This window comes from Modestobacter sp. URMC 112, assembly GCF_053502575.1.
The window spans coordinates 4,790,108-4,815,414 of the sequence record NZ_CP199957.1 but is presented as its reverse complement, the minus strand read 5'-3'; the positions used below and the strand labels follow the sequence as shown (position 1 = coordinate 4,815,414).

The 25,307-nt window shown below is 76.0% G+C and carries 23 protein-coding genes; 6 read left to right on the top strand and 17 right to left on the bottom strand.

The window, feature by feature from the left end; translation table 11 throughout:
* Positions 1-43 precede the first annotated feature (43 nt).
* A complete protein-coding gene (locus ACWIX6_RS22845) occupies positions 44-424 on the bottom strand; it encodes an STAS domain-containing protein (protein ID WP_448614734.1) in 381 nt (126 codons plus the stop codon).
* Positions 425-533: 109 nt separating this feature from the next.
* Here ACWIX6_RS22845 and ACWIX6_RS22840 point away from each other — a divergent pair, with 109 nt between their 5' ends.
* The gene (locus ACWIX6_RS22840; RefSeq protein ID WP_448614733.1) at positions 534-1,328 is read left to right on the top strand and encodes a methyltransferase domain-containing protein; all 795 of its coding nucleotides are present in this window, start codon (positions 534-536) and stop codon (positions 1,326-1,328) included.
* 93 nt (positions 1,329-1,421) lie between these two features.
* Here ACWIX6_RS22840 and ACWIX6_RS22835 read toward each other — a convergent pair whose 3' ends face one another.
* The 4 genes from ACWIX6_RS22835 to ACWIX6_RS22820 form a co-directional block, all read right to left on the bottom strand.
* Complete coding sequence (locus ACWIX6_RS22835; protein ID WP_448614732.1) at positions 1,422-1,754, bottom strand: TfoX/Sxy family protein; 333 nt, start codon at positions 1,752-1,754, stop codon at positions 1,422-1,424.
* 50 nt (positions 1,755-1,804) lie between these two features.
* Positions 1,805-3,052 carry an MFS transporter gene (locus tag ACWIX6_RS22830; protein ID WP_448614731.1) on the bottom strand — a complete coding sequence of 416 codons (1,248 nt, stop codon included), beginning with the start codon at positions 3,050-3,052 and terminating at the stop codon, positions 1,805-1,807.
* Positions 3,049-3,411 carry a hypothetical protein gene (locus tag ACWIX6_RS22825; protein ID WP_448614730.1) on the bottom strand — a complete coding sequence of 121 codons (363 nt, stop codon included), beginning with the start codon at positions 3,409-3,411 and terminating at the stop codon, positions 3,049-3,051. The genes ACWIX6_RS22830 and ACWIX6_RS22825 overlap by 4 nt, the downstream gene beginning before the upstream one ends.
* Before the next feature lie 92 nt (positions 3,412-3,503).
* A complete protein-coding gene (locus tag ACWIX6_RS22820) occupies positions 3,504-4,097 on the bottom strand; it encodes a TipAS antibiotic-recognition domain-containing protein (RefSeq protein WP_448614729.1) in 594 nt (197 codons plus the stop codon).
* Between the two features lie 376 nt (positions 4,098-4,473).
* Here ACWIX6_RS22820 and ACWIX6_RS22815 point away from each other — a divergent pair, with 376 nt between their 5' ends.
* Both ACWIX6_RS22815 and ACWIX6_RS22810 read left to right on the top strand, forming a co-directional pair.
* Positions 4,474-4,758 carry a hypothetical protein gene (locus ACWIX6_RS22815; protein ID WP_448614728.1) on the top strand — a complete coding sequence of 95 codons (285 nt, stop codon included), beginning with the start codon at positions 4,474-4,476 and terminating at the stop codon, positions 4,756-4,758.
* Positions 4,759-4,827: 69 nt separating this feature from the next.
* Entirely contained in the window at positions 4,828-5,727 is a 900-nt protein-coding gene (locus ACWIX6_RS22810; RefSeq protein ID WP_448614727.1) for a haloalkane dehalogenase, read from the top strand.
* Between the two features lie 7 nt (positions 5,728-5,734).
* Here ACWIX6_RS22810 and ACWIX6_RS22805 read toward each other — a convergent pair whose 3' ends face one another.
* The 5 genes from ACWIX6_RS22805 to ACWIX6_RS22785 all read right to left on the bottom strand — a co-directional run bounded on the left by ACWIX6_RS22805 (position 5,735) and on the right by ACWIX6_RS22785 (position 13,305).
* Positions 5,735-6,316, bottom strand: coding sequence for a GGDEF domain-containing protein (locus tag ACWIX6_RS22805; protein WP_448614726.1), 582 nt, complete (start codon positions 6,314-6,316; stop codon positions 5,735-5,737).
* A 117-nt stretch (positions 6,317-6,433) separates the two neighbouring features.
* Positions 6,434-7,033, bottom strand: coding sequence for a TMEM165/GDT1 family protein (locus tag ACWIX6_RS22800; protein ID WP_448614725.1), 600 nt, complete (start codon positions 7,031-7,033; stop codon positions 6,434-6,436).
* 167 nt (positions 7,034-7,200) lie between these two features.
* Entirely contained in the window at positions 7,201-8,406 is a 1,206-nt protein-coding gene (gene larC, locus ACWIX6_RS22795) for a nickel pincer cofactor biosynthesis protein LarC (RefSeq protein WP_448614724.1), read from the bottom strand.
* Positions 8,407-8,494: 88 nt separating this feature from the next.
* Positions 8,495-11,413: a diguanylate cyclase domain-containing protein gene (locus ACWIX6_RS22790; protein WP_448614723.1), complete on the bottom strand. Its 2,919-nt coding sequence runs from the start codon at positions 11,411-11,413 to the stop codon at positions 8,495-8,497.
* A gap of 113 nt (positions 11,414-11,526) precedes the next feature.
* A complete protein-coding gene (locus ACWIX6_RS22785; protein ID WP_448614722.1) occupies positions 11,527-13,305 on the bottom strand; it encodes a GGDEF domain-containing protein in 1,779 nt (592 codons plus the stop codon).
* A 113-nt stretch (positions 13,306-13,418) separates the two neighbouring features.
* Between ACWIX6_RS22785 and pheA the strand changes: the two genes are divergently transcribed.
* A complete protein-coding gene (gene pheA, locus ACWIX6_RS22780) occupies positions 13,419-14,357 on the top strand; it encodes a prephenate dehydratase (protein ID WP_448614721.1) in 939 nt (312 codons plus the stop codon).
* A gap of 191 nt (positions 14,358-14,548) precedes the next feature.
* Here the strand turns inward: pheA and ACWIX6_RS22775 are convergent, their stop codons facing one another.
* Together ACWIX6_RS22775 and ACWIX6_RS22770 are read right to left on the bottom strand one after the other, a co-directional pair.
* Positions 14,549-14,899 carry a GroES family chaperonin gene (locus ACWIX6_RS22775; protein WP_448614720.1) on the bottom strand — a complete coding sequence of 117 codons (351 nt, stop codon included), beginning with the start codon at positions 14,897-14,899 and terminating at the stop codon, positions 14,549-14,551.
* An 11-nt stretch (positions 14,900-14,910) separates the two neighbouring features.
* A complete protein-coding gene (locus ACWIX6_RS22770; protein WP_448614719.1) occupies positions 14,911-17,052 on the bottom strand; it encodes an MMPL family transporter in 2,142 nt (713 codons plus the stop codon).
* Positions 17,053-17,117: 65 nt separating this feature from the next.
* Between ACWIX6_RS22770 and ACWIX6_RS22765 the strand changes: the two genes are divergently transcribed.
* Positions 17,118-17,573 carry a MarR family winged helix-turn-helix transcriptional regulator gene (locus ACWIX6_RS22765; protein WP_448614718.1) on the top strand — a complete coding sequence of 152 codons (456 nt, stop codon included), beginning with the start codon at positions 17,118-17,120 and terminating at the stop codon, positions 17,571-17,573.
* A 72-nt stretch (positions 17,574-17,645) separates the two neighbouring features.
* Here the strand turns inward: ACWIX6_RS22765 and ACWIX6_RS22760 are convergent, their stop codons facing one another.
* From ACWIX6_RS22760 to ACWIX6_RS22740, 5 genes are read right to left on the bottom strand one after another with little or no spacing between them, the layout of a single operon-like run.
* Positions 17,646-17,993, bottom strand: a complete 348-nt coding sequence (locus ACWIX6_RS22760) for a metallopeptidase family protein (RefSeq protein ID WP_448614717.1) — start codon at positions 17,991-17,993, stop codon at positions 17,646-17,648.
* Positions 17,990-19,420 carry a GuaB1 family IMP dehydrogenase-related protein gene (locus ACWIX6_RS22755; protein WP_448614716.1) on the bottom strand — a complete coding sequence of 477 codons (1,431 nt, stop codon included), beginning with the start codon at positions 19,418-19,420 and terminating at the stop codon, positions 17,990-17,992. Before ACWIX6_RS22755 ends, ACWIX6_RS22760 begins: the two co-directional genes overlap by 4 nt.
* A 31-nt stretch (positions 19,421-19,451) precedes the next feature.
* Positions 19,452-20,909 (bottom strand): glycosyltransferase family 2 protein, encoded by a 1,458-nt coding sequence (locus ACWIX6_RS22750; RefSeq protein ID WP_448614715.1) that lies wholly within the window; start codon positions 20,907-20,909, stop codon positions 19,452-19,454.
* The gene (locus ACWIX6_RS22745) at positions 20,906-21,976 is read right to left on the bottom strand and encodes a HEAT repeat domain-containing protein (protein WP_448617022.1); all 1,071 of its coding nucleotides are present in this window, start codon (positions 21,974-21,976) and stop codon (positions 20,906-20,908) included. The genes ACWIX6_RS22750 and ACWIX6_RS22745 overlap by 4 nt, the downstream gene beginning before the upstream one ends.
* Before the next feature lie 5 nt (positions 21,977-21,981).
* Positions 21,982-22,368 (bottom strand): response regulator transcription factor, encoded by a 387-nt coding sequence (locus tag ACWIX6_RS22740; protein WP_448614714.1) that lies wholly within the window; start codon positions 22,366-22,368, stop codon positions 21,982-21,984.
* 134 nt (positions 22,369-22,502) lie between these two features.
* On the opposite strand from ACWIX6_RS22740, the gene ACWIX6_RS22735 reads away from it, so the two are divergent.
* Positions 22,503-25,301: a response regulator gene (locus ACWIX6_RS22735; RefSeq protein WP_448614713.1), complete on the top strand. Its 2,799-nt coding sequence runs from the start codon at positions 22,503-22,505 to the stop codon at positions 25,299-25,301.
* Positions 25,302-25,307 lie beyond the last annotated feature (6 nt).

Genomic DNA, 25,307 nt, shown 5'->3' with positions numbered 1-25,307 from the left:
GCCGCCCGGGGCGGTCAGCCGCGCGCGGACGAGCCGGGCCGGGTCAGGCGCTGGCGGCAGTGTCCCGGGGCGGGGCAGGAGGGGCCGGGGCGGGCGCGGACACCCAGTGCCCGATCCGGGTCAACCCGCCCTGCTCCATGGCCCGGCGCAGCGCGGCCGGCGGCGCGACGATCTCCAGCTCGCCGCCGAAGCGCTTCTGCTTGCGGGCCAGGTGCAGCAGCAGTTCCACGCCGGCGCCGTCCAGGGCGTCGACCCCGCTGAGGTCCACCCTCGAGGGCCAGGCCTGCGGACGGACCCGGACGCGGAAGTCCCGGACGACGTCCTTGGTGACCGTGCCGGTGAACCGGAGCTGACGGACCGGCTCCTCCTCCAACGCGATGCCGCCGGGGCGGGCGCCCGGAGAGACGGCTGCGGTGGGTTCCACACCTCAGTGCCTGCCCGCTCGGCGGGGTGCGAAACGCCGTGCAGGCGTGTCCTGGCCTTCCTGCCCGCTCCGCGGCGCCGGAGCGGGGGTGTGCGGCAGGCTGTCCACCGTGGACACCTACACCCACGGGCACGCCGACCCGGTCCTCCAGTCGCACCGCTGGCGGACGGCGGAGAACTCCGCGGCGTACCTGCTGCCGTCGCTGCGCCCGGGGCTCGACGTCCTCGACGTGGGCTGCGGCCCGGGGACCATCACCGTCGACCTGGCGCGCCGGGTGGCACCGGGCCGGGTGGTGGGGCTGGACGTGTCGCCGGCGCCGCTGGACGAGGCCCGCGCGCTGGCCGACCGGGAGGGCGTCGCGGTGACCTTCGCCGTCGGCGACGTCTACGCCCTGGACGCCGCGGACGACTCCGTCGACGTGGTCCACGCCCACCAGGTGCTGCAGCACCTCACCGACCCGGTGGCCGCGCTGCGCGAGATGGCCCGGGTCTGCCGGCCCGGCGGGGTGGTCGCCGTCCGGGACGTCGACTACGCCGCCACCACGTGGTTCCCCGCCGACCCGGGCCTGGACCGCTGGCTGGACCTCTACTCACGGGTGGCCCGGCACAACCGGGCCGAGCCCGACGCCGGGCGGCGGCTGCTGTCCTGGGCGCACGCGGCCGGGCTGCGGGACACCACGGCGACCGCGAGCACGTACTGCTACGCCGGTCCGGCCGAGCGGGAGTGGTGGGGGCGGTCGTGGGCCGGCCGGGCGACCGGGTCGGCCTTCGCCGAGCAGGCCGTCGACTACGGCCTGGCGACGACGGCGGAGCTGGAGGAGGTCGCCGCGGCCTGGCTGCGCTGGGCCGCCGCGGACGACGGCTGGCTCGGCATGCTGCACGGCGAGCTGCTCATCCGGGTCTGATCAGCGCCCCCACCGGGCTCTTTCGGGCTCAAGCACGCGTACTTGAGCCCGAAAAAGCCCTGGGGGGCGGCTGCGGGGGCGCGGGGGCCTTCGTCACCGGGCAGGCAGGCTCCGGGCGACGTCGCGGCCGATCGCCACCCAGCGGCGCAGGGCCTCCTCGTCGTCCACGGCCTCGGCCGCCACCCGCAGCCAGCCGTCGAGCTCCCGGCCGCGCATGACCATCCGGGCCACGCCGTCGGCGGCGACCAGCTCGTCGGTCTGCCGCGGGTCGCAGCGGACCATCAGCCCGCCCTGGCCGCTGACGGCCACCGCCATGGCGCCGTCGACCATGAACGCCAGGCCGCCGAACATCGCCTTCTCGGTCACCGCCGGCTCGGTGGAGAGCGCGGCGCGCAGGCGGTCGGCGAGCTCCCGGTCGTAGGCCATGCCGGGAGCGTCCCGCGCACGGGGACGGTGGGCAAGGCCTGTCGGCCGGATCAGTCCGGCGCGGGGGCCGGCTGCTCGTCCGCGTGCGCGACGTGCCGCAGCGAGTGCCAGATGAGCACGACGAACACCGCCGAGCCGGCGAAGGCGAACCAGAACGGGGCGGTCACCCCGCCGTGCTGGGCGAGCACGCCGCCGATGCCCGAGCCGACCACCAGCCCGCCGAAGACGCCGACCATGTTGACGCTGCCCACCCGTCCCTGCAGCGGCTGGGGGACCGCCCGCTGCCGCACGGCGATGGACGTCGTCCCCCAGACGAAGGCGTGCGCCCCGAACACGAAGAACACCGGCAGGGCGACCCAGGGGCTCGAGGTGAGCGCCAGCGCCAGGTGGGTGAGCGTCTCGATGACCAGGCCGACCCGCATCAGGTCGCCGAGGGACACCCGCCGGGTGATCCAGCCGTACGCGGCGGACCCCGCCACGCCCCCGGCCGCGCTGACCGTGGTCAGCAGGCCGAAGCCCACCTCGCCCAGGCCCAGCCGCTCGGTGGCGTAGAGCACCAGCACCGACCAGGCGGCGCCGAAGGTGACGTTGAAGATGGTGATGGTCAGCACCAGCGTCCGGACGGCGGGGTTGGTGCGCACCCAGCGCAGGCCCTCGGCGATGTCGGTCCGCAGCGCCGACCGCGGACCCTCCTCCCGCTGCCGGGAGGGCAGCACCACCCGGGTGACCAGGACGGCGCCGAGCAACACCACCACCGCCTGGGCACCGAGCGCCCACGCCGCCCCCACGGTGAACAGGGCCGCGCCCAGCGGTGGACCGGCCAGCTGGTTCACCGTGATGAAGCCGGTCATCAGCCGTGAGTTGGCGACGGCGAGGTCGTCCCTGGCCACCAGCATCGGGAGCAGGGTCTGCGAGCTGTTGTCCGCGAACACCTCCGCGGTGGCCAGCACGAACAGCGCGCCCAGCACCGCGGCGACGGACACGGAGTCGGTGGCCACGGCCGCCGTGAGCACGGCCAGCACGGCGGCCCGGAGGACGTCGACGGTGGCCACGATCAGCCGCCGGTCCAGCCGGTCGGCCAGCGCGCCGGCGACCAGGCCGAACAGCAGCGGGGGCAGCCACTGCACCGTCGCGGCCAGGGCGACGAGGAAGGCGTCCTCGGTCAGGGACGCCACCAGCAGCGGCCCGGCGGCCAGTGCGATGCCGTCGCCCAGGTTCGACGTCCACGAGGAGGCGAGCAGCCAGCGGAACGGGGTGCCCAGGCGGCTGGGCACGACGACCTCACCGATGCGGCTCACCGGTCGGCCGGGACCGGCTGCGGGAAGCGGACGTGTGCCTCCAGCGTCTGCAGGGAGCGGTGGATCCCGACGGTGAGCACGAGGATGGCGGCGAAGCCGACCCAGCTCGTGACCTCGTGGAGGGCCACGGCCGGCGAGAACCCGGCCAGGAGGGCCAGGAGGCTCCGCCAGGCCGCGGAGGCGGAGTCGGCGACCGTCGGGCCCACCGCGATCACCGCGCCCAGCGGTGCGTGGTGGGCGTGCTGCGCGAGCGCGGGCGGCAGCAGCAGCGCCGCCTGCCAGGACAGCCCCGCCGCCGGCGCCGCCCGGACCGCCCGCTGCACCCACGGCTGCTGCAGCCGCGCGACCACCCACCCCACCCCGCCAGGATGCGGCCCGGACCGGTCCGTCCAGCGGTACGACGCTGTGGCGCCCGCCACAGCGTCGTACCGGCGCCTGGGGCGCGGTGGCGTCAGCCGCCCTGGCGGGCGGCGTTGGCCTGCACGGCGGTGCTCACGTACTGCGCCAGACCCGGCGCGACCTGCTCGTAGTGGGCGGTGAACCGCTCGTCCTCCACGTACATCCGGCCCAGGCCCGCGTGCACCTCCGGCGAGCAGTCGTAGAAGTTCCGGCTGATCTGCTGCCGGTGCTCCTCGGCCAGGTCCATCGCGGTCGCCGAGTCGGCGGGGACCCCGCCGGCCAGCGCCTCGGCGAACCGCCGCTCGACGTCGTCCCCCTCGGCCTTGACCCGCAGCCAGTCCTCCTTGGACAGAGCCGCCGTGCGCCGCTGGGACTGCGCCCAGGCCTCGGTGTCGCCCCACTTCTCCTCGGCCTCGGCCGCGTACTCCTCGGGCAGCCAGTCGCCGAACACCTCGAACCGTTCCTCCGGGGTCAGCGAGATCCCCATCTGCCGTGCCTCCATCTCCTTCTCGACGGCCGCGACCATGGCCTGGGTGCGCTCGAGCCGTTCCCGCAGCAGCCGGTGCTGCCGGCGCAGCGGGAGGACCCGCCTGCCCCCCAGCCTCGCGAGCTCGGCGTGGGCCCCTGCAGGCGGGCCACATGACACGCTGCCAGCCGCTGCAAGTCCTTTTGGCCTCGCTGCAGGGCCCCGCCGCGAGCCTGCGAGTGGTGGGGGGCAGCGGTGTCCTTCGAGTAGTGGTGCAGCGTGCGCACCGTGACACCGGCCAGCCGGCACCAGGCCGGCCTGCAGGGGCCCGCGCCGAGCCTGCGAGGCGCGGGGGGCAGGCCGGTCCTTCCGCTGACGCTGCGTCAGGGTCAAGCATTGCCACGTCCGGGGTGCCGAACTAGTGTTCGGCCCGTGCGTGGACGACTGATTCGGTGCGGGCCCTCCGGCGAGTGACTCTCGCGCCGGCGGGTCCGGGGCAGTGCGATCGAGAGCACCCACGTCCGACCGAGGGCCAGCGGGCCCGGAGGACCACCCCATGTCCCCGCACCACCACCACGCCGATGCCCGGGCCACCGCCAAGGTCGCCGTCCTCGTCTGCGACGTCGCCGGCGTCCAGCGCATCCTGACCCTGCTGACCGGGCGCAACTACGCGATCACCCGCTTCGAGGCGGAGGAGGCCGGATCGGGGCGGTGGCGACTGAGCGTCGACTGCGTCGTCGACGCGCCGGGAGCCGACCTCTTGGCTGCCCGACTCCAACGGATCCCCAGCGTGCTCACCGTCCGACTCCGCCGCGGCGGCCACCTGGCGGCCACCGGCTGACGGGCCGGGAGCCGGGCAGCCCCGGGCCCCCGAACGGCAGGGTCGCATCCGCGCTGACAGCATCGGGGGATGCCCACCGACACGCGCCCGCCCGTGCCCGCCGACGACCCGTTCCCCCGCTCCCGGGTGCGGGTGGACGGGTCCGAGATGGCCTACGTCGACGTCGGCTCGGGCGACCCGATCGTCTTCCTGCACGGCAACCCGACGTCGTCCTACCTCTGGCGCAACGTCATCCCGTACGTGCGGCACCTGGGGCGGTGCATCGCCCCGGACCTGATCGGCATGGGGGAGTCGGCGAAGCTGCCCGACCCCGGCCGGGGCACGTACTCCTTCGCCACCCACGCGGACTTCCTCGCCGGCTTCCTCCGGGAGGTCGGGGTGACCGAGCGGGTCACCCTGGTGCTGCACGACTGGGGCTCCGGGCTGGGCTTCGACTGGGCCGCGCAGCACCCCGGCGCCGTCCGCGGGATCGCCTTCACCGAGGCGATCGTCGCCCCGCTGCTCTGGGCGGACTGGCCGCGCGCGGCCAAGCGCATCTTCCAGACGATGCGGGGCCCGCGGGGCGAGGAGGTCGTGCTGGAGCAGAACGCCTTCGTGGAGAAGATCCTGCCGGCGTCGGTGCTGCGCGGTCTGTCGCCGGAGGCGCACGAGCGGTACCGGGCCCCGTTCCGCGAGCCGGCCGACCGCTGGCCCACGCTGGAGTGGCCGCGGCAGCTGCCGATCGAGGGCGCGCCTCCCTCGGTGCGCGACCGGGTCGACCGCTACCGCACGTGGCTGGGCAGCAGCTCGGTGCCCAAGCTGTTCATCGACGCCGACCCGGGGTCGATCCTGGTCGGCCGGATGCGCACGGTGGTCCGGCGCTGGCCGGCGCTCACCGAGGTGACCGTGCCCGGGTCGCACTTCGTCCCGGAGGACGCACCGGACGAGGTCGGCCGGGCGCTGGCGGACTGGATCCCCACCCTGCGCTGACGGTCGGTCAGCCGCGGGCGGCCAGCCGGTCGGCGCGGACACGGGCCATCGCCCCGTCCGCGGCGGCCAGCAGGGACTCCGGCGTGGAGTCCCGGCCGGACAGTGCCGCCCCGACGCTGACCCGCACCGCGACGGGGACGTCGGGCGTGGGGCGCAGCGGCTCGCCGAAGGACAGGGCCACCCGCTCGGCGATCAGCCCGGCGTCGGCCGGGTCGACGATCCCCGGGCAGAGCAGGACGAAGGTCTCGCTGCCCACCCGGGCGACCAGGTCGCCCTGCCGGACGGCGTTGACCAGCCGGCCCGCGGCCTCGCTGCGGGCGGAGTCGGCGACGGTGGGACCGTGCCCGTGCTCCACGGCGGCCAGCCCGTCCAGCTCGCAGGAGAGCACGGCCAGCCGCCCGGCACCGGGCCCGGCGGCGGCCAGCGACAGCTCGAGCCGGTCGACCAGCAGGCTGCGGACCGGCAGGCCGGTGAGCGGGTCGCGGATGGTCCGGCGGCGCAGGCGCGTGGCGAACTCCCGCTGGGCGGCGACCACCGACGCGGTCTGCACCAGGAGGTCCTGCGACTGCTCGACCCGGATCGTGTCCATGACCCACTCCCGTCTGACGAGGGCCGTCCGTCGCCCCTCACCGGAGACGTCGACCGCGCGGGGGAGCCCCTTGAGGGCAGCCGACCGGCCTGCCCCTTCCGGGTCAGCCGCTGGAGGTCAGCCGGTGAGGATGCGGACCGTCTCCACGACCGCCACCACGGCGAACACCAGGAACAGGACGGCGGCCACCCGGCGGATCAGCGCGATGGGCAGCCGGTCGGCCAGCGTCCGGCCCAGGAACGCGGCCAGGCCGGAGACCACGAGCAGCGCGGCCCAGGCGCCCAGGAACACCGAGACCGGCTCGTCGTAGCGGGCCGCCAGGCCGGCCGTGGCCAGCTGGGAGAGGTCGCCCCACTCCGCGGCGAACAGCACGCCGAAGGAGATCGTGGCGGCCCGCAGGAACGACGTCTCCTCCCGGGCGGCGGCCGCGGCCTCCTCCTCCTCGGGACCGCTGGACGCGCTGCGCCACAGCAGGACGGTGCCGACCAGGAACAGCGCCGCGACCACGGCGGTGACCAGCGCCTCGGGCAGCAGGGACAGCAGGCTGCCGGCGGTGACGGCGATGGCCACCTGCAGGCCGAACGCCGTCCCGACGCCGACGAACACCGGCAGGGCCGGGAACCGGGTGGCGAGCACCAACGTGGCGAACAACGTCTTGTCCGGCAGCTCGACGGGCAGCACCAGGACGAACGCGGCCAGGACGACCGAGGGGACCAACTCGTGCTCTTCTCTGCTCGCGCCGCCGACCGGGTGCGCAGACGCCTCCGACCGGCAGCGCACCGACGGGTGGACTGCGGGTCGAAGGTCTCGCCCACCCGCACCGGGGTGCGGGCCCGCTGACCGGGCGCACCATCGCGCCAGCATGTCGACCAACGGTCGGGGGGCTACTCCCCTTCTCGGTGCGCCAGCCTAGCCGACGCCCCGGGAAGGGCCCGGTGCGCCGCTGCGGTGGCCGCCCGCAGCACCTCCTTGACCGGCAGCCCCCGGTCCCGGGCGAGCGCCGCGACGTCCTCGAACTCCACGCTGACGTTGACCACCCGGCCGGCCGACCGGGCCACCTTCACCCCGACCTCCCCGCCGAGCACCGGCACCCGGTCCTGCACGCGCTCCAGCGCGACCTTCTGCACCGGCTGGCGGCGCAGGCCGATGGTGGTCGTGGCCGCCAGCACGACCTCCTGGACGGCGGCCGCCCGGGCCGGGACGCACAGCACCGACAGGGTGTGCGCCGGACGGCCCTTCTTCATCAGGATCGGCGTCAGCCACGCGTCGGCGGCGCCGGCGGCCAGCAGGTCGGCGAGCACCCCGGGCCAGAGGCGGGGGTCGAGGTCGTCGACGTTGGCCTCCAGCAGCACGTCCCCGTCCCCGGCCGGCAGCTCGGCCGGCTCCCCGAGCACCAGCCGCACCAGATTGGGGTGCTCGACCGGGTCCCGGCCGCCGGCGCCGCTGCCCACCCGCTGCACGCGCATGGCGGGCAGCGCCGTCCACTCCTGCACCCGGGCGGCCAGCAGCGCCGCTCCGGTCGGGGTGCAGGTCTCCGCCGGCACCGGCCCGGCCAGCACCGGGACGCCGGCGAGCAGCTCCAGGACGGCGGGGCCCGGCACCGGCACCACGCCGTGGGCGCCGCGGGCCGACCCGCTGCCCAGGGCCACCGGCGAGGCGGTGAGCCGGGTGAGGGCCAGGTGCTCGAACCCGGCGACCACGCCGACCACGTCGGCCAGCGCGTCCAACGCGCCGACCTCGTGGAAGTGCACGTCGGCGGGCGGCACCCGGTGCACCCGTCCCTCGGCGACCGCCAGGCGCTCGAAGACCTGCAGCGCGCCGTCCCGCACGGCCGGCGGGAGCGCCGCGGTGGTCAGCAGGTCCCGGACGTCGGCCCAGGTCCGGTGGGCGTCGGTGGCCGGGGCGTGCACGTGCACCCGGGTGGCACCGAGCCCGTGCCGGGTGACCGCCTCGGTGGTGAGTGCCACCGGCTCCACGGGCAGCGCGGCGACGGCGGAGCCCAGCACCTCCAGCGGCACCCCGGCGTCGACCAGCGCCCCGAGCAGCATGTCCCCGGACGCACCCGCGGAGAGATCCAGCCAGCCGATCACGAGGCGATCATGCCGGGCCGGCCACGGCTGCCGTACGGGCGACGGCTCGACGCGACGGGGGGACGGCTCCTGGCCGCGGTGCGGTCCGTCAGGATCGCGATGTACGCCGCGCGATCCGGGCGGCGAAGACGCCGGCGGACCAGCCGTTGTCGATGTTGCTGACCACCACGCCGGGCGCCGCCGAGTTCAGCATGGTCAGCAGCGCGCCGAAGCCGCCGAACGAGCTCGGCTGTCCGGTCGAGGTGGGGACGGCGACGATCGGGACGTCGGTCAGCCCGCTCACCACGCCGGCCAGGGACGCGTCCAGCCCCGCGACGACGACCAGGCAGTCGACGTCGGTGAGCAGCGACGGGTCGCTGAGCAGCGGGCGCATCCGGCTGCCGCCGACGTCGTCCACCCGGACGGTCTCGCTGCCGGTGACCCGGGCGACGAAGGCGGCCTCGGCGGCGATCGGGGTGTCGCCGCTGCTGGCGCAGAGCACGCCGACCCGGCCGACGGGCTCGGGCAGCGGGCCGATCGCGCAGGCCATCGCGGCGGCGTCCATCGTCGTGTACGCGTCGTGCTCGCTGGCCAGGGCGACCAGGGTGTCGGCGGTGGCCCGGACGACCAGGGCGGCGCGGTCGGGGAACTCCCGGCGCGCCTCGCGGACCAGGGCCAGCACCTGCTCGGTGCTGCGGCCGGTGCCCCAGATGACGTCCGGACCGGTCGGCAGGGCGAGCTCCCGGGGGGCCGGGGGGCCTGCGACCTGGGCGGCGGCGACCGGCGCGAGCGGCGGTGCCGGGGCAGGTGCCGGGGCGGGTGCCGGGGCGTGTGCCGGGGCGATGGTGCGCCCGCGCGGCGCCGAGCCGAACAGCTCGTCCAGCGGGCTGCGGGAGCGCTCCGGCGCCTCGTCCGGGGGCTCGACGAGCAGCGGGGCGAACCCGCCCGCGGCGTCGGCCGGGTCCTCGACGACGTCCCGGTCGTCCCGGTCCCCGGGGCCGTCCTCCAGCGGTTGGGCGCTCACGGCGCCGACCCTAACCGTCGTCCCGGCCGGCTCGGGGACGTCGGCGACGACCGTGTCCGGGGCCGTGTCGGCGGTCGTGTCCGTGCTGGTGTCGGAGGTGCTGTCGTCGTCGGGACCGGGGTCGCCGGGGAGCGTCTGGGTCACGTCGGACAGCCGGACGACGCGGTCCCGGCCACCCCGCTTGGCCTCGAAGAGCACGCCGTCGGCCGCGGCGAACAGCGTGCGCCGGTCGTCCCCGCGGGCGGCCGAGGCGATGCCGACGCTGATGGTGACCGGCACGTCGACGCCCAGGGAGGACCAGTCGTGCACGGCGATGGAGCGGCGGATGCGCTCCATCGCCCGCTCGGCCTGCTCGGCGGTGGTGTCCGGCAGCAGGATGACGAACTCGTCGCCGGCCCAGCGGCACACCTCGTCGGTGTCGCGGCACCCGTCCACCAGCAGCTGGCCGACCGCGCGCAGCACCGCGTCCCCGCCGGGGTGACCGGCGGCGTCGTTGATCGACTTGAACCGGTCGATGTCCACGACGGCGAGGGCGGGTGCGCTGCCGGCGGTGAGCAGCCCGTCCAGCCGGGCCTCGGCGTACCGGCGGTTGGGCAGGTGGGTCAGGGTGTCCTCGTAGGCCTGCCGGCGCAGCTGGCCGGCGGCCCGCTCGGTCTCCAGCAGGCTCTTGCGGCGGCCGAACAGCTCCACCCAGCGGGTGCGCCGCTCGTCGACCCGGTCCAGCTCGTCGGCGAGGTAGGCCTGCAGGTAGGGCAGCGCCCGGGCGGCGTCGTCCAGCTCGGCGTGCAGCGTGCACAGCTCGCGGAGCGCGGCCCGCCGCAGCCGGGGCAGCCCCTGCTCGGTGCTCAGCGTGAGCGCCGTCGCCAGGTGGTCGTCGGCGGCCCGGCGGTCCCCGGACCGGCGCAGCGCGCGGCCCAGCCCGAGCTCCGCCGACGCAGTCAGCTCGACGTCGCCGGACACGGTGGCCGCGCGGATCGCGGTGGACAGCAGCGCCACGGCGGCGCCGGGCTCGCCGACCCCGACCAGGGCCCAGCCGTGCACGACCTGGGCCTCCAGGACGCCGGGGTCGTCGGGCCCCAGCTGCGCCAGTGCCCGCGCGGTGAGCTCCCGCGCCTCGGCGAAGTGCGGGGCCGCGGCCTCGGAGCTGCCGTCGTCGAGCAGGCCCTCGCCCACCTCGGCGCACAGCGCGGCCAGGTGGGTGGCCGCCTCGGCGGCGACCGCGTGCGGCGGCCGCTCGCCCGCGCGGACCTCACCGGTCGCCTGCTCGGCGGCCGCCTGCGCGGTCTCGGCGGCGCGCCGCTGGTAGTCCAGCGCCAGCGGCATCAGCTCCAGGTCGGCGAGCACCGCGGCCAGTGAGCCCAGGGTGTCCACCAGCAGCGGGCTGGCCGGCAGTGCCGGGTCCAGCAGGCTGGCGGCCTCGACCGCCTCGTCCATCGCCGCGTCGACCCGGCGGGAGAGCAGCTCGATGCGGGCGTGCCGGACGAGCCCGGCGGCCCGCTGCACGTCGTCGTCCTGGGCGTCGAAGGCCGCCCTGGCGGAGCGGACCAGCGCGACGGCGAGGGCGGCGTGGGTGGCCGACTCGGCCCGGCCCTCGCCGCCCGGCCCCGGGGTGGCGGGCGCGGGACCGTCGGCGTCGGGCTGGGGGGCGGCGGCCGGGTCGGCGTCGCCGGCTCCGGTGGTCCCGGCACCGTCGGGGTCGGGCGCGTCGGGGTGCAGCCCTGCCATGCCGGTGTGCAGGTCCAGGGCCGGGTCCTGCTCCGGGCCGCCCTCGACCAGCGGGTCGCCGAGCAGCGACCAGCCGGCCCGGCGCAACCGGCGGACCAGCAGCTCGGCGCGCAGCGTGTCGGCCCACGCGCGGGCCAGCGAGGTGAGCGGTGCGGCGGTCCGCTCGGCCGCGGGCACGGGCAGCGTGCCGTCGATCTCGGTGAGCAGCTGCTCGGCGGTCTCCAACTGCCAGTTGGCGAGCGCAGAGCTCACCTGCTGGTGCAGGACCCCGGGTGGCACGAGGGCACTCTGCCTGCTGCCCGGGCCGGAGTCACGCACCTGACCGGTGCTGGCACGTCGCGCGCGGCCCGGGCCGCCGGTCTGACCCCGTGGGCCCCGCGGTGCGCGGACGGTCACGAGGCGACCTCGCCGTCGTCGAACGCCCACCCCGGCGGCCGGGCGGCCTGGCTGCCCAGCACCTCGGCGACGAGGTCGTCGACGGAGGCCGTCATCGGCAGGGCCCGGCCGGTCGGCTGCGCGACCTGGCCGGAGGTCGTGGCCCGCACCCGGTTGCGCCCGGCGCGCTTGGCGCCGAACAGGTGCAGGTCGGCGCTGTCGAACAGCGACCGCCACGAGTGCGGCCCGCCGGTCCGGTCCGGCTGCGCGGTGGCCACGCCGATGCTGACGGTGATCGGCGTGCCGACGTCCAGCACGGTCCAGTCCTCGGCGGCGACGGCGGTCCGCAGCCGCTCCATGGCCACCACCGCCTGTGGCTCGGCGGTCGCCGGCAGCAGGACCAGGAACTCGTCGCCGGCCCAGCGGTACACCTCGTCGCCGGTCCGGCTGTGCTGGCGCAGCAGCTCGGCGACCCGGCGCAGCACCGCGTCGCCGTGCAGGTGCGACCGGGTGTCGTTGACGGCCTTGAAGCCGTCGACGTCGACGACGCCCAGCGAGACCGGCCCCCCGGAGAAGTCCAGCTCCGCCATCCGCCGCTCGGCGCTGCGCCGGTTGCCCAGCCCGGTCAGGGGGTCCTCCATCGCGTGCCGGCGTAGCACGGCGGTCTGCCGCTGGGCCTCCCGCAGCCGGCTGCGGCGCACGAACATCTCCGCCCACAGCTCCCGGCCCCGGAGGTGCGCCCGGGTGGTCTCGGCGCGGTAGGCCTCCAGCCAGTGCAGCGCGTCGGCGGTGCGGCCCAGGGCGGCCGACGCCTGCCCGAGCTCGAGCAGGCACTGCCGGTACCGCCGCCGGTCGCCCACGGCGGCGAAGGCCCCGGCCGCGGTCACCAGCAGCCCGATGGCCTCGTCGCCCGCGGCGCTGACCGCGGCCGGGCCGTCCTCGGCCCGGCACTGCGTGGACAGCAGTCGCGCGAGCACCAGGTCGGCGTAGCCCAGCAGGTGCAGCCCGCCGTCGGCCTCCACCCGCCCGCGGACCCGGCGGAGCGGCGCGAGCGCCTCCTCCGGCCGCCCGGACAGCGTGATCGCCCAGGCGGTGACCACGGCGAGCAGGTCCTCCTCGGGCTCCGGCGGGTGCCACGGCAGCTCCCGGGCGGCGGCCGCGGAGCCCAGTGCCACGTCCGCCAGCTCCCGGGAGCGGGGGAGGTCGCCGCGGCGGTGCACGGTCTGGGCGAGCTCCACGTGCTGCTGCGCGCTCAGCCGCAGCAGCTGCCAGCGGTCGGCGACGTCGGGCAGCGCGTCGGCCACCCGGGAACCGCGCAGCGCCTGGGCGGCGGCGAGCTCCTCCAGGTCCAGGAGGGTCAGCGCCAGGGACAGCCAGTAGTGCGCCTGGTGCAGCTCGCGGCTGGGTTCCCCGCCGCTGGCCTGGTCGGCGAGCAGGCTGGCGTCCACCGCCAGGTGCAGCGCGGCGTCGAACCGGTCGGCGGTGACCTCGACGTGCGCCAGGTAGGCCAGGGTCAGGGCGCGCTCGGCCGACGGCGGGCAGCGCTCCAGGTCGGCGCGGGCGGCGGCCACGTCGGTCGCCGCGCCGTCCGGGTCTCCGCCGTCCAGTTGCGCTCGGGCGGCGAAGGCGCCGGCCCAGGCGCTCCAGCAGGGGGAGCTGGTGGCGCGGAAGGCGTCCTCGACGGCGGCGAAGCCGTCCCCGAAGGCCCGCGCGTCACCGGCGTCGCTGGCGGCGAGCAGCCGCCACCGGGCAGCCTCGAGCTCGTCCTGCTCGACGGCCGGGAGCCCGGGGGTCACGCCTTCCTCCACTCAGCTGTCGGCTGCCGCATCGGATGCGGTGCCGGCCGGTGACGAGGCAGCTCCCCCCGTGCCGGGCGCCTGCCCCGACACGGCCGCACTACCCTCGCCGGATGCCTGGTACAGCTCCGACGAGGTTCGCCTATCTCGGCCCTGAGGGTACCTTCGCCGAGGCCGCTCTCCGCATCCTCGGTGCCGACGCGGAGGGTGAGGCGCACCCCGAGCCCAGCGTCCCCGCTGCCCTGGCCGCGGTCCGGGCGGGCACCTGCGACGCCGCCCTGGTCCCGCTGGAGAACTCGGTCGAGGGCTCGGTCCCGGCCACCATGGACGGACTGGTGGGCGGGTCGCCGCTGGTCATCACCCGCGAGGTGTTCCTCGAGGTGGCCTTCGTGCTCGCCGTCCGCCCGGGGACGACGGCGGCCGAGGTCGGCACCCTCGCCAGCCATCCGCACGCCCTCGCCCAGTGCCGCGGCACCGTCGCCGGGCTGCTGCCCGGCGCGGAGGTCGTGCTGGCCGCGTCCACCGCCGACGCGGCCCGCCGGGTCGCCGCCGGGGAGTGGGACGCCGCGGTGTGCGCGCCCATCGCCGCCCAGCGCTACGGGCTGACCGCGCTGGCCACCGACCTGGCCGACCACCCGGGCGCGGTCACCCGGTTCGTGCTGGTCAGCCGGCCGGGGCCGCTCCCCGCCCCCACCGGCGCGGACAAGACGACGGTCACCGCGGTCGTCGCCGACCGCACGGGGGCGTTGCTGGACCTGCTCTCCGAGCTCGCCGTCCGGGGCATCAGCCTGACCCGGATCGAGTCGCGCCCCACCAGGGAGCGACTGGGCGTCTACTCCTTCTCGATCGACTGCGAGGGCCACGTGGCCGACCGCCGGGTGGGCGACGCGCTGGCCGCGCTGCACCGGCTGTGCGACGACGTGCGCTTCCTGGGCTCCTACCCGCGCGCGGACCGCCAGCCGGGCAAGCCGGTCGACGACCGGGTCGCGGACGCGGCCTTCGCCGACGCCGACGCCTGGCTGGCCGGCATCCGGAGGGGACAGGCCGGTTGAGCCCGACATGACCACCCGGTCCTCCACTCGTCGACTGCGATCACCCAGTGTGGCGCATCAACGACGGATGGCAACAGCCCGACGGGACCAGTTCGTCACATCGCAACACTCGCGCCCCCTCCGCGTGTCGCTGCCGGACGTCCCGCGGAGCGTCTGCTAGAGGGCCCGCCGCGCGTCGGCGGGGCCCGTCGCTAGAGGTACAGCCCGGTGGACTCCTCGATCCGCTCGGCGGCGACGGCGTGCACGTCCCGCTCCCGCAGGATGATCAGGTCCTCGCCGTGCACCTCGACCTCGTGCTGGTCCTCGGGGGAGAACAGCACCTGGTCGCCGACCTTGATCTGGCGCACCGTCGGCCCGACCGCCCGCGCCTCGCCCCACACCAGCCGCTTGGCCACCTGGGCGGTGGCCGGGATGAGGATCCCGCCGCTGGACCGCCGGTCGCCGTCCTCCCGGCGCAGGGAGACCAGCAGCCGGTCGTGCAGCATCTTGATCGGCAGCCCGGCGGAGGAGCCGGTGGCGGGGCGAACGTCGTCCTGAGGCACGTCCTCCGACGCTACCCGGCGCTGCGGGCGGCCTCCCGGTCCGCGACCTCCGGACGGTCGGCCGCGTGCCGGCCCGTGGCCGCCGGCCCCCGGGCCAGCCGGCTGGGCCACCACACCCGGTCACCGATGAGCGCGACGGCGGCCGGCACGACCAGCGAGCGGACGACGAAGGTGTCCAGCAGCACCCCGAAGCCGACCAGGAACGCCAGTTGGGCGAGGAACAGCAGCGGCAGCACAGACAGCGCTCCGAAGGTGGCGGCCAGCACCAGGCCGGCGCTGGTGATCACCCCGCCGGTGACGGCGAGCGCGCGGAGCACGCCGCCCTTCGTGCCGTGCCGCGCCGACTCCTCCCGCGCGCGGGTCATCAGGAAGATGTTGTAGTCGATGCCGAGCGCGACGAGGAAGACGAAGGCGATCAGCAGGATCGTCGGGTCGCTGCCGGGGAAGCCGAAGAGCGTGTCGAACAGCAGCGCGGCCACACCCACCGTGGCCCCGACGCTGAGGACGACGGTCGCGACCAGCAGCAGCGGGGCCACCAGCGAGCGCAGCAGCAGGGCCAGCACGAGGGTGATCACCACCAGCACGCTGGGCACGATCACCCGCAGGTCGCGGGCGCCGCTCTCCCGCGCGTCGAGGTTGCTGGCCGTCTCGCCCCCGACGATCGCCCGCGGGTCGGCGTCGTCCAGCGTCGTCCGGAGCGCCTGCACGGTCTCGATCGCCGCGACGCTGTCCGGGGTCACCGCGAGGGTGGCGTCCAGCCGGACCAGCCCGTCCACGACGAGCGGTTCCGCCCCCGGCAGCGGCGGGCCGGCGGTGAAGGGGACGACCGAGCCCACCCCGTCCGTGGCCCCGGCCACCTCCGCGACGTCCTGCCAGCTCTCCTCCGGCGTGAGGATGATCGTCGGGCTGCCGGCGCCGGCCTCGAAGTGGCGGCCCAGCGCCTCCTGGCCGGCGATCCCGTTGGACTCGCCCTGGATCGTGTCGCTGATCGGGATGCCGTCGGCATCGAAGGTCGGGGCGAAGACGGCGGCGGCGACCAGGGCCAGCGTGCTCACCGCGAGCACCCGACGGGGACGGCGGCCGACGAGCGCGGCGACCCGCGGCCAGCCGCGGCCCTCCCTCGGCTCGGCGCCGTACTGCGGGCGGAACGGCCAGAACGCTGCCCGGCCGAGGAGCGTCAGGGCCGCGGGGAGGAAGGTGAGCGCGGCGAGGACGGCGAGCGCGACGCTGACCGCGGAGATGGGGCCGAGCCCGCGGTTGCCGCCGAGGTCGGAGAGGAGCAGGCAGAGGACGCCGAGGACGACCGTGGCCCCGGAGGCCACGATCGGCTCCCACGACCGGCGCAGCGCGGTCCGCATCGCCGCGTACTTCGAGCGCTCCCGCCGGAGCTCCTCCCGGAAGCGGGCGACCAGCAGCAACCCGTAGTCGGTGGCGGCACCGACGACGAGGATCGAGGCGATGCCCTGGCTCTGGCCGTTCACCTCGATCAGGCCGCCGTCGGCGAGCAGGTAGGCGACGGCGGTGGCGGCGGTGAGCGCCAGGCCGGCGGTGCCGATGACCAGCAGGGGCAGGAGTGGGCTGCGGTAGACCACCAGCAGGATCACCAGGACGACGCCGAACGCGGCGAGCAGCAGCAGGCCGTCGATCCCCTCGAAGGCGGCGGAGAAGTCGGCGAAGATGCCGGCCGGGCCGGTGACGAAGGAGTCGGTGCCCTCCACCTCGATGGCGGCGCGCATCTCCTCGACCAGGGGGAGCAGCGCGTCGCCGAGGTCGGGGTCCAGGGGGAGGAAGGCCTGGACCGCCTCGCCGTCCTCCGACGGGATGGGCGGCGAGGGCTCCCCGGCGAGCGCGTCGGCGTCCTCGGCCACCCGCGCGGCCGCCCCGACGCGCTCTCCGATCTCGCCCAGGGTGGCCGGGTCGATTCCGTCCGCGCTCTCCCAGAGCAGGAGGGCCGGGATCGACTTGGTCGGCTGGAACTCCGCCTGCACCTCCTGGACGCGGGTGGACTCCGCGCTGTCGGGGAGGAAGGCCGCGACGTCGTTCTCCTGCAGACCGGTGAGCTTGCCCCCAAGGGCGCTCAGCGGGGCCGCGCTCCCCACCCAGACCAGCAGGACCAGCAGGGGGAGGAGCCAGCGGAGCGAGCGGCGAGGCATGATGTCCCTGATCGTCGATTGTCTCGAAGATCGAGAGATTACCGGACGGCCGTGGAGGGTGACCAGTGGGCGGGGACGTCGACCGCCAGGAGCTCGCGCTCCTGCTCCGCCGGCTGAGCATCGCGCTGGACGCCATGGGCCAGCGCTTCGCCGACCTGCACGGGCTGGGCCGCACCGACGTCCGGGCGCTGGTGGCGATCATGGACGCGGCGCGGCAGGGCCGGGCGCTCACCGCGGGCGGACTGGGCGCCGCGGTCGAGCTCAGCTCGGCCTCGGTGACCGCCCTGCTCGACCGGCTGGAGCGGGTCGGCCACGTGCGCCGGGTGCGGGACCCCGCCGACCGGCGGCGCGTGGGCCTGGAGCTGTCGGACACCGCCCTGGCCGCCGGGGGAGAGTTCTTCGGCGGGCTGCAGCGCGAGCTGGTCGGGGCGATGGCCGGCTACACCGACGAGGAGCTCGACGTCGTCCGCCGGTTCCTCACCGAGATGACCGCCGTCATCGAGCACCACCAGCACCCGTGACGTGCTGGAGCGGCCCTCGTGCAGGGCCCCTCCCCGAGCCTGCGAGGGGTGGGGGGCACGAGGGTCCTTTTGCTATCCCCAGCCGAGGGCGTGCAGGCGGTCGTCGTCGATGCCGAAGTGGTGCGCGATCTCGTGGACGACGGTGATCGTGACCTCCTCGGCCACCTGGTCCTCGTCGTCGCAGATGTCGCAGATCGCCTCGCGGTAGACCATGATCCGGTCCGGCAGCGCCCCGGAGTGGTCCCAGCCCCGCTCGGTCAGCGCGTACCCCTCGTAGAGACCGAGCAGGTCCGGCTCCTCGTCGTTGCGGTCCTCGACCAGGACGACGACGTTGTCCAGCAGCGCCATCAGCTCCGCCGGGACCTCGTCGAGGGCCTCGGCGACCAGCTCCTCGAACCGCTCCTGCGGGATCGGCCTCACCAGCTGGTCGGCAGCGGCCTGCCCTCCTCGTAGCCGGCGGCGCTCTGCACCCCCAGCACCGCGCGCTCGTGCAGCTCGTCGATCGTGCGGGCGCCGGCGTAGGTGCACGCCGACCGGACGCCGGCGACGATCTGGTCGATCAGGTCCTCGACGCCCGGGCGCGCCGGGTCCAGGTACATCCGCGAGGAGCTGATGCCCTCCTCGAAGAGCCCGGCCCGGGCCCGGTCGAAGTTGCTCTGCGACGACGTCCGGGCCCGCACCGCCCGGGCCGAGGCCATCCCGAAGCTCTCCTTGTACTGGCGGCCGTTCCCGTCCTCGTTGAGGTCGCCGGCGCTCTCGTAGGTGCCGGCGAACCAGGAGCCGACCATCACGTTCGCCGCGCCCGCGGCCAGTGCCAGCGCCACGTCCCGCGGGTGGCGGACCCCGCCGTCGGCCCACACGTGCCGGCCCAGCTCGCGGGCCGCGGCGGCGCACTCCTCGACGGCGGAGAACTGCGGCCGGCCGACGCCGGTCATCATCCGGGTGGTGCACATGGCGCCCGGCCCGACGCCGACCTTGACGACGTCGGCGCCGGCCTCGACCAGGTCCCGGGTGCCCTCGGCGGTGACCACGTTGCCGGCCACCACCGGGACCGCGCCGGCCACCGACCGGACGGCGCGCACCGCCTCGATCGCCTTCTCCTGGTGCCCGTGCGCGGTGTCCACCACGAGCACGTCGACGCCGTGCCCGAGCAGCGCGGCGGCCTTCCCGGCGACGTCGCCGTTGATCCCGACCGCGGCGGCGGTGAGCAGCTGGCCGCGGTCGTCGACCGCCGGGGTGTACAGCGCCGAGCGCAGCGCGCCCTTGCGGGTGATGACGCCGACCAGCCGGTCGCCCTCGACGACCGGCGCGGCCTGCACCCGCTCGTCGGTGAGCACGTCGAAGACCTTCGGCAGGTCGGTGCCGGCCGGGATGGTCAGCGGGGCCGGGGTCATCACCTCGGACAGCTGGGTGAAGCGGTCGACGTCCCGGCAGGAGCCGTCGGTGACCAGGCCCACCGGCCGGCCCTCCTCGACGACCACGACGATGCCGTGTGCCCGCTTGCCCATCAGCGACAGCGCCTCGCCGACGGTGGAGGTCCGCCCCAGGGTGATCGCGGTGTCGTGGACCGGGTGGCGGGCCTTGAGCCAGGACACCACCTCGCCCACGACGTCGATCGGGATGTCCTGCGGCAGCACGGCGAGCCCGCCCCGGCGGGCGACGGTCTCGGCCATCCGCCGTCCGGAGATCGCGGTCATGTTGGCGACCACCACGGGGATGGTGGTGCCCACCCGGTCCGGGGTGGTCAGGTCGACCTCGAGCCGGGAACCGACCGTGGAGTGCGCCGGCACCATGAAGACGTCGGCGTAGGTCAGGTCGCTGGCGGGGCGGTCACCGAGGAAGCGCATGTGCCCAGTGTCCCGCACCGGCGGGGCGCGGTCAGGCGGACGCCGACGTGGCGGCCGCCTCCAGGGAGGTGACGCCGGCGAAGCCGGTCCGGGGCATCGCCGTCCAGACCGCCTTGCGCCGGGTCAGCGCGGCGACCAGGCCGCGCAGCCGGAACCACGCGTGCGCCTGCCGGAAGCCGACGTTCTCCAGCACCCCGGCGGCCAGCAGCGAGAGCAGGTCGCGGCCGCGGCGGTAGCGGTGGTAGGTGAACTCCTCCACGGCGATCGTCGTCGTGGACAGCAGCGTCCCGACCGCCAGGGCCAGCCCGATCATCAGCAGCGCGGTCCCGACGTCGAGCATGCCGAGGACGGCGGCGAGGACCACCGACGCGAGGCCGACCACCTCCACGACCGGGCCGAGGAGCTCGAACAGCAGGAAGAACGGCAGCGCGAGCATGCCGACGGCGCCGTAGCGGGGGTTGCCGATCATGTGCCGGTGCTTCCAGAGCAGCTGGCCCAGGCCGTGGGACCAGCGCTTGCGCTGCCGGCCGAGCACCCGCCAGGTCTCGGGCACCTCGGTCCAGCACACCGGCTCCGGCACGAACACCACCCGGTGCGGGCGGCGCTCGCGGCGCAGGTGCTCCTGCAGGGTCACCACCAGCTCGGCGTCCTCGGCCAGCGACAGCGGGTCCATGCCGCCGATCTCCAGCAGCAGGTCCCGGCGGAACAGCCCGAACGCCCCGGAGATGATCAGCAGCGCGTTGGCGTCGGCCCAGCCGGTGCGGCCCAGCAGGAAGGACCGCAGGTACTCCACGGCCTGGATCCGCACCAGCCAGTTGCGGGAGAGCCGGGGCTCGACCACGGTGCCGCGGTCGGTGAGCGCGCCGTTGGCCGTGCGGATGACGCCGCCGGCCGCGACCACCTGGACGGGGTCCTCCACGAAGGGGCGGGCCACCCGCAGCAGCGCGTCGGACTCCAGCAGCGAGTCGCCGTCGACCATGCAGACCAGCGGGTGCCGGGCGAGGTTGAGGGCGGCGTTGATCGCGTCGGACCGGCGGCCGACGCTGACCTTGCGGATCACCGTGAGCGGATCGCCGGTGGTGGCGCGGTGCACCGACAGGACCTCACCGTCCACCGGCAGGTCGGCCGTCGGGTGCGCGGTGACCTCGCGGAGGGCGTACCGGGCGGCGACCAGCTCGAAGGTGCGGTCGGTGGAGCCGTCGTCGACGAGCACCACCTCCAGGGCGGGGTAGCGCTGGCCGAGCGCGGCGGACAGGGTGTCCAGCACCCCGGCCTCCTCGTCGTGCGCCGGGACCAGGATCGACACCGCCGGGGTGAGCGGGCTGGCGAAGATCTCGTCGTGTCCCTCGGCGCCGCTCCACCGGCGGCTGGCCGCGACCTTGCGGCCACCGGCGACCACGAGCACCAGCATGGTGAGGTCCAGGGCCAGCACGTAACCCAGCACGGTCCAGTTCATGACCAGCACGACCTGGGTGGCGAGGTCCCTCACGACGACGCCAGCCCGGGACGGCGCCGGCCGGCCGCGACCGCGACCGCGTCGAGCGCGGCGCGGGCCGCCCGCCCGGCCGGGGTGGCCGCGATGGCCAGCACGCCGAGCCGGCCGCGACCGTCGCCGCCGACGGCGGCGAGGGCGTCGGCGCACGCGGCGCGGACCCCGGCGTCGGGGGAGCCGAGGCCGGCGGTGAGGGCCTGGATGCCGGCCGGGTCGCCGATCCGGCCCAGCGCCTCCGCGGCGGCGTGCTGCAGCAGCGGCAGCGGCGCGGAGGCGAGGACCCTGGCCAGGGTCCCGGTGGCCTCCGGGGACCCGATCCGGCCCAGGGCCGAGGCCGCGGCCCGGCGGACGTCGGCCGGATCGCCCCGGTCGGCGAGGGTGGCAAGCAGGGCGGCGGTGGCGTTCGGGTCGCCGTGCAGGCCGAGGACCTCGGCCGACAGCAACCGCGCGGCGGGGGCGCCGTCGACCAGGGCCTCCCGCAGCGGCGCCAGGACCGCGGTCCCGAGGTCGAGCACGGCCATCCCGACGACGCCCGAGGGCAGTGCCGGTTCGGCCGAGAGGGAGGCCAGCAGCGGGCCGACGGCGGCGGCGTCGCCGGTCTTCCCCAGGGCCCGCGCGGCGGCGCAGCGCACCTCGGCCGAGCGGTCCCCGAGCAGCCCGGCCAGCGTGGCGGTGTGGTCGCTGACGGCGGCCGAGCCGAGTAGCGCGGCCGCCCGGCCGCGCCGCCAGGCGGCGCGGGCGTGCACGTCGGCGGCGGCACGGTCGACCAGGCCGCGGGTGACCAGCACCCGCTGCAGGGCCTGCCGGTCGCTGCCGCGCAGGGAGGGGAGCAGGTCCAGCACGAGGGCGTCGAGCAGCGCGGGGGCGGCGGCGAGGTCCGGCGCGGTGCCGTCGTCCTCGTCCTCGTCGAGCAGGGCGTGCAGGACGGGGGTGAGCGCCGTGCGGCGCCGCGCGTCCCGGGCCTGCGCGCGGATGCGGTGCACATGGCCGGCCGCGACCGCCAGCGCCAGGAGCAGCACCAGCCCGGCCACGAAGGAGCCCGCGGCCAGGGCGAGGCCGGCCATCGAGGTCACGCCGGCACGCTGCCCGGCGGCAGGGCCGCGGTCACCCGGCTGACCAGCTCACGGGTGCTGAACGGCTTGGTGACGAAGTCGGTGGCCCCGGCGGCGAAGCCCCGCTCCAGGTCGGGCTCCTGCGCCTTGGCGGTCAGCAGCACGACGGGGGTGCGGGCCAGGGCCGGGTCGGTGTCCGCGCGCAGCGCCCGGCACACCTCCAGGCCGTTCATCCGCGGCATCATCCAGTCCAGGACGACGAGGTCGGGCCGCAGCTCGCGGGTCGCGGCGAGGCCGGCCTCGCCGTCGGTCTCCACGGAGATCTGCAGGCCCAGCCGGCCGAGCCGGAAGGCGACGAGGTCGGCGATCACGGGGTCGTCGTCGACGACCAGGACGTGCGGCATGGGGCTCCGATCAGCGGGGTGGGTGCTGCTGCTGCATCGGCACGTCGCCCGGCGGGCTGAAGCGCCCGGTGCACGCGGGTCCTCCGGGCGGTGCACAACTCAAGGACGGCGCCCTCCCGGTCGATCCCTGAGGGGTGACCACCGACGAACGACCCCCGGCGTCAGCCGACGCTCGCCCCCTCCGGGTCGTCCTGCGCCGCCCCCTCCTCGTGGGGCTGGCCGCGCTGACCACGGTGGCGCTCACCACCACCGGCCTGGCCGTGCTGGTGGTGACGGTGCTCGGCGGGCGGGTCGACCGGGCCAACGACATGCTCAGCGCCCTGCAGGACAGCCACACCGCGATGATCAACCAGGAGACCGGCCTGCGGGGCTACCTGGTCACCCGGGAGGACCGCTTCCTGCAGCCCTACCGCAAGGGCGTCACCGACCTGGCGCTGCTCGACGAGGAACTGCGCCGGCTCGCCGCCGCCGACAGCGCCCTGGTCGAGGAGCTGGCCGCGCTGCAGGACGCCGAGGACCGGTGGGCCGACGGCTGGGTCACGCCTCTGCTGCTCAGCCAGCCCGCCATCGGCGACGTCGCCGGGCTGAGCGCGCTGCTGAGCCGGGACAAGGCGCTCTTCGACGCCTACCGCGAGGTCCAGGCCGGCGTCCGCACCGCGGTCGAGGACCAGCGCGGCCGGGCCATCGACCAGCAGCGGGGCGTGCTGCTGGGCGGGGCCGCCCTGGGCCTGCTGGTGGCCGGCGCCGTGGCCGTCGCCGTCCGCCGGGCCAACCGCCGGCTGGCCGAGGAGCTGCTGCCCCCCACGCAGCAGGTGCGGGAGACGCTCGCGGCCCTCGCAGCCGGTGACGTCGGCACCCGGGCCAGCGAGACCGGACCGGCGGAGCTGCGGGACATCGCCGGGGACGTCAACGCCCTGGGCGAGGCGCTGCAGGACCGCAGCGCGATGGTCGCCGCACGGGAGCGGGACCTCGTGGCCGCCCGGGACCAGGCCGAGCAGGCGGGCCAGGCCAAGACGGCGTTCCTGGCGACGATGAGCCACGAGATCCGCACACCGCTGAACGCCGTGCTGGGGCTGACCGACCTGCTGCTGACCACCGATCTGTCCGAGGAGCAGCGCGGGCACCTGGACACCATCGCCAGCAGCGGCGACAGCCTGCTCACCCTGATCAACGACATCCTCGACTTCTCCAAGATCGAGGCCGGTGAGCTCGACCTGGACCACGCGCCCTTCGACCTCGACGACCTGGTCTACGACGTCGCCCAGCTCCTCGCCGGGCAGGCGTCGGGCAAGGGCCTGGATCTGCTCGTCGACATCGCCGGGGACTGCTGCTGGCAGGTCGTCGGGGACGGCCCCCGGCTGCGGCAGGTGGTCATCAACCTGGTGGGCAACGCCCTCAAGTTCACCACCTCCGGCCAGGTCGTCGTGGGGGTCTCGGCGACCGCGGACGGTGGCCGGCTGTCCTGCCGGATCGCCGTGTCGGACACGGGGATCGGCATCCCGGCCGACCAGCGGCACCGTCTGTTCCGCTCGTTCAGCCAGGTCGACACCTCCACCACCCGCTCCTACGGCGGCACCGGGCTGGGCCTGGCGATCAGTCAGCGGATCGCCCAGGCGATGGGCGGCGACATCAGCGTGGACAGCGAGCTGGGCGCCGGATCGACCTTCACGGTCACCGTCCAGCTGGACGTCGCCGCCGAGGCCCAGCAGCTGCCGGAGACCGGGCGGCTGGCCGGGACCCGGGTGCTGCTCGTCGACGACAACCCGACCAACCTGCGGATCCTGGACCACCAGCTGGCGCGCTTCGGCGCCACCTGCGTGTCGGTCGGCAGCGGCGCCGAGGCGCTCACCGTGCTGGCCGCCGGTGAGCCCGTCGACGTCGCCGTCCTGGACCTGCACATGCCCGGCATGGACGGCGTCGAGCTCGCCGGCCGGATCCGCGAGCTGCCGGTGCGTGCCGGTCTCCCGCTGGTGCTGCTGAGCAGCTCGGCGAGCGTCCGCGCCGACGAGCTGACCGACTTCGCCGCCCGGCTGCACAAGCCGGTGCGCCCGGACCGGCTGCTGCGCACCGTGCGGTCGGTCCTGCACCCGGAGGCCGTCGAGGCCCCGCCGTCGGCCGCGGGGCCGGACGGCACGGGCCCGGACGGTGGTCCTGCCCGCCGGGCGCTGCGGGTGCTGGTGGCGGAGGACCACGCGGTGAACGCGAAGCTGATGGCCCTGTACCTGCGCCAGCTCGGGCACGAGAGCCACCACGTGGTCAACGGCCGGGAGGCCGTCCACGCCGTCCGCGACGGTGCCTACGACGTCGTCCTGATGGACGCCCAGATGCCGGTCATGGGCGGCGTGGAGGCGACCGCGGCCATCCGGGCCGCACACGGTCCCCGGCCCACCGTCATCGCCGTCACGGCGAGCGTGCTGGCCAGCGACCGGGCCGCCTTCCTGGAGGCCGGCGCGGACGCGTTCCTGACCAAGCCCGTCCGGCTGGCCACCCTCGGCGAGGCCCTGACCACCTTCGCCGCCACGAGCCCGCCGGTGGTCGCGCCCGCGGACGCGGAGGCGCCCACCGGCCCGGACGACGACGTCCCGGCACCGCTGGACGCCGAGACGGTCGAGGAGCTGCGGGACCTCGGGGACGACGGCTTCGCCCACCTCTACGGCCAGTACCTGGACAGCCTGACCACCACCGTGACCGCCCTGCTCGCCGCCCAGGACGGCGGGGCGGCCGACCCCGACAGCTCGGTCGACCGGCTGGCCCACCGGCTCAAGGGCAGCAGCGCCGCCCTCGGCGCGCTGCACCTGGCCGAGCTCTGCCGGCAGGTGGAGGAGCACGGCGCCGGCGCCTCGCCGTCGCTGGAGGACGCCCTGGCCGCCGTCGAGCAGGAGAGCGCGCGGGTCCGGGCGGCCGTGCACGTGCTGCTCGGGGCCGTCCGCTGACCGGGG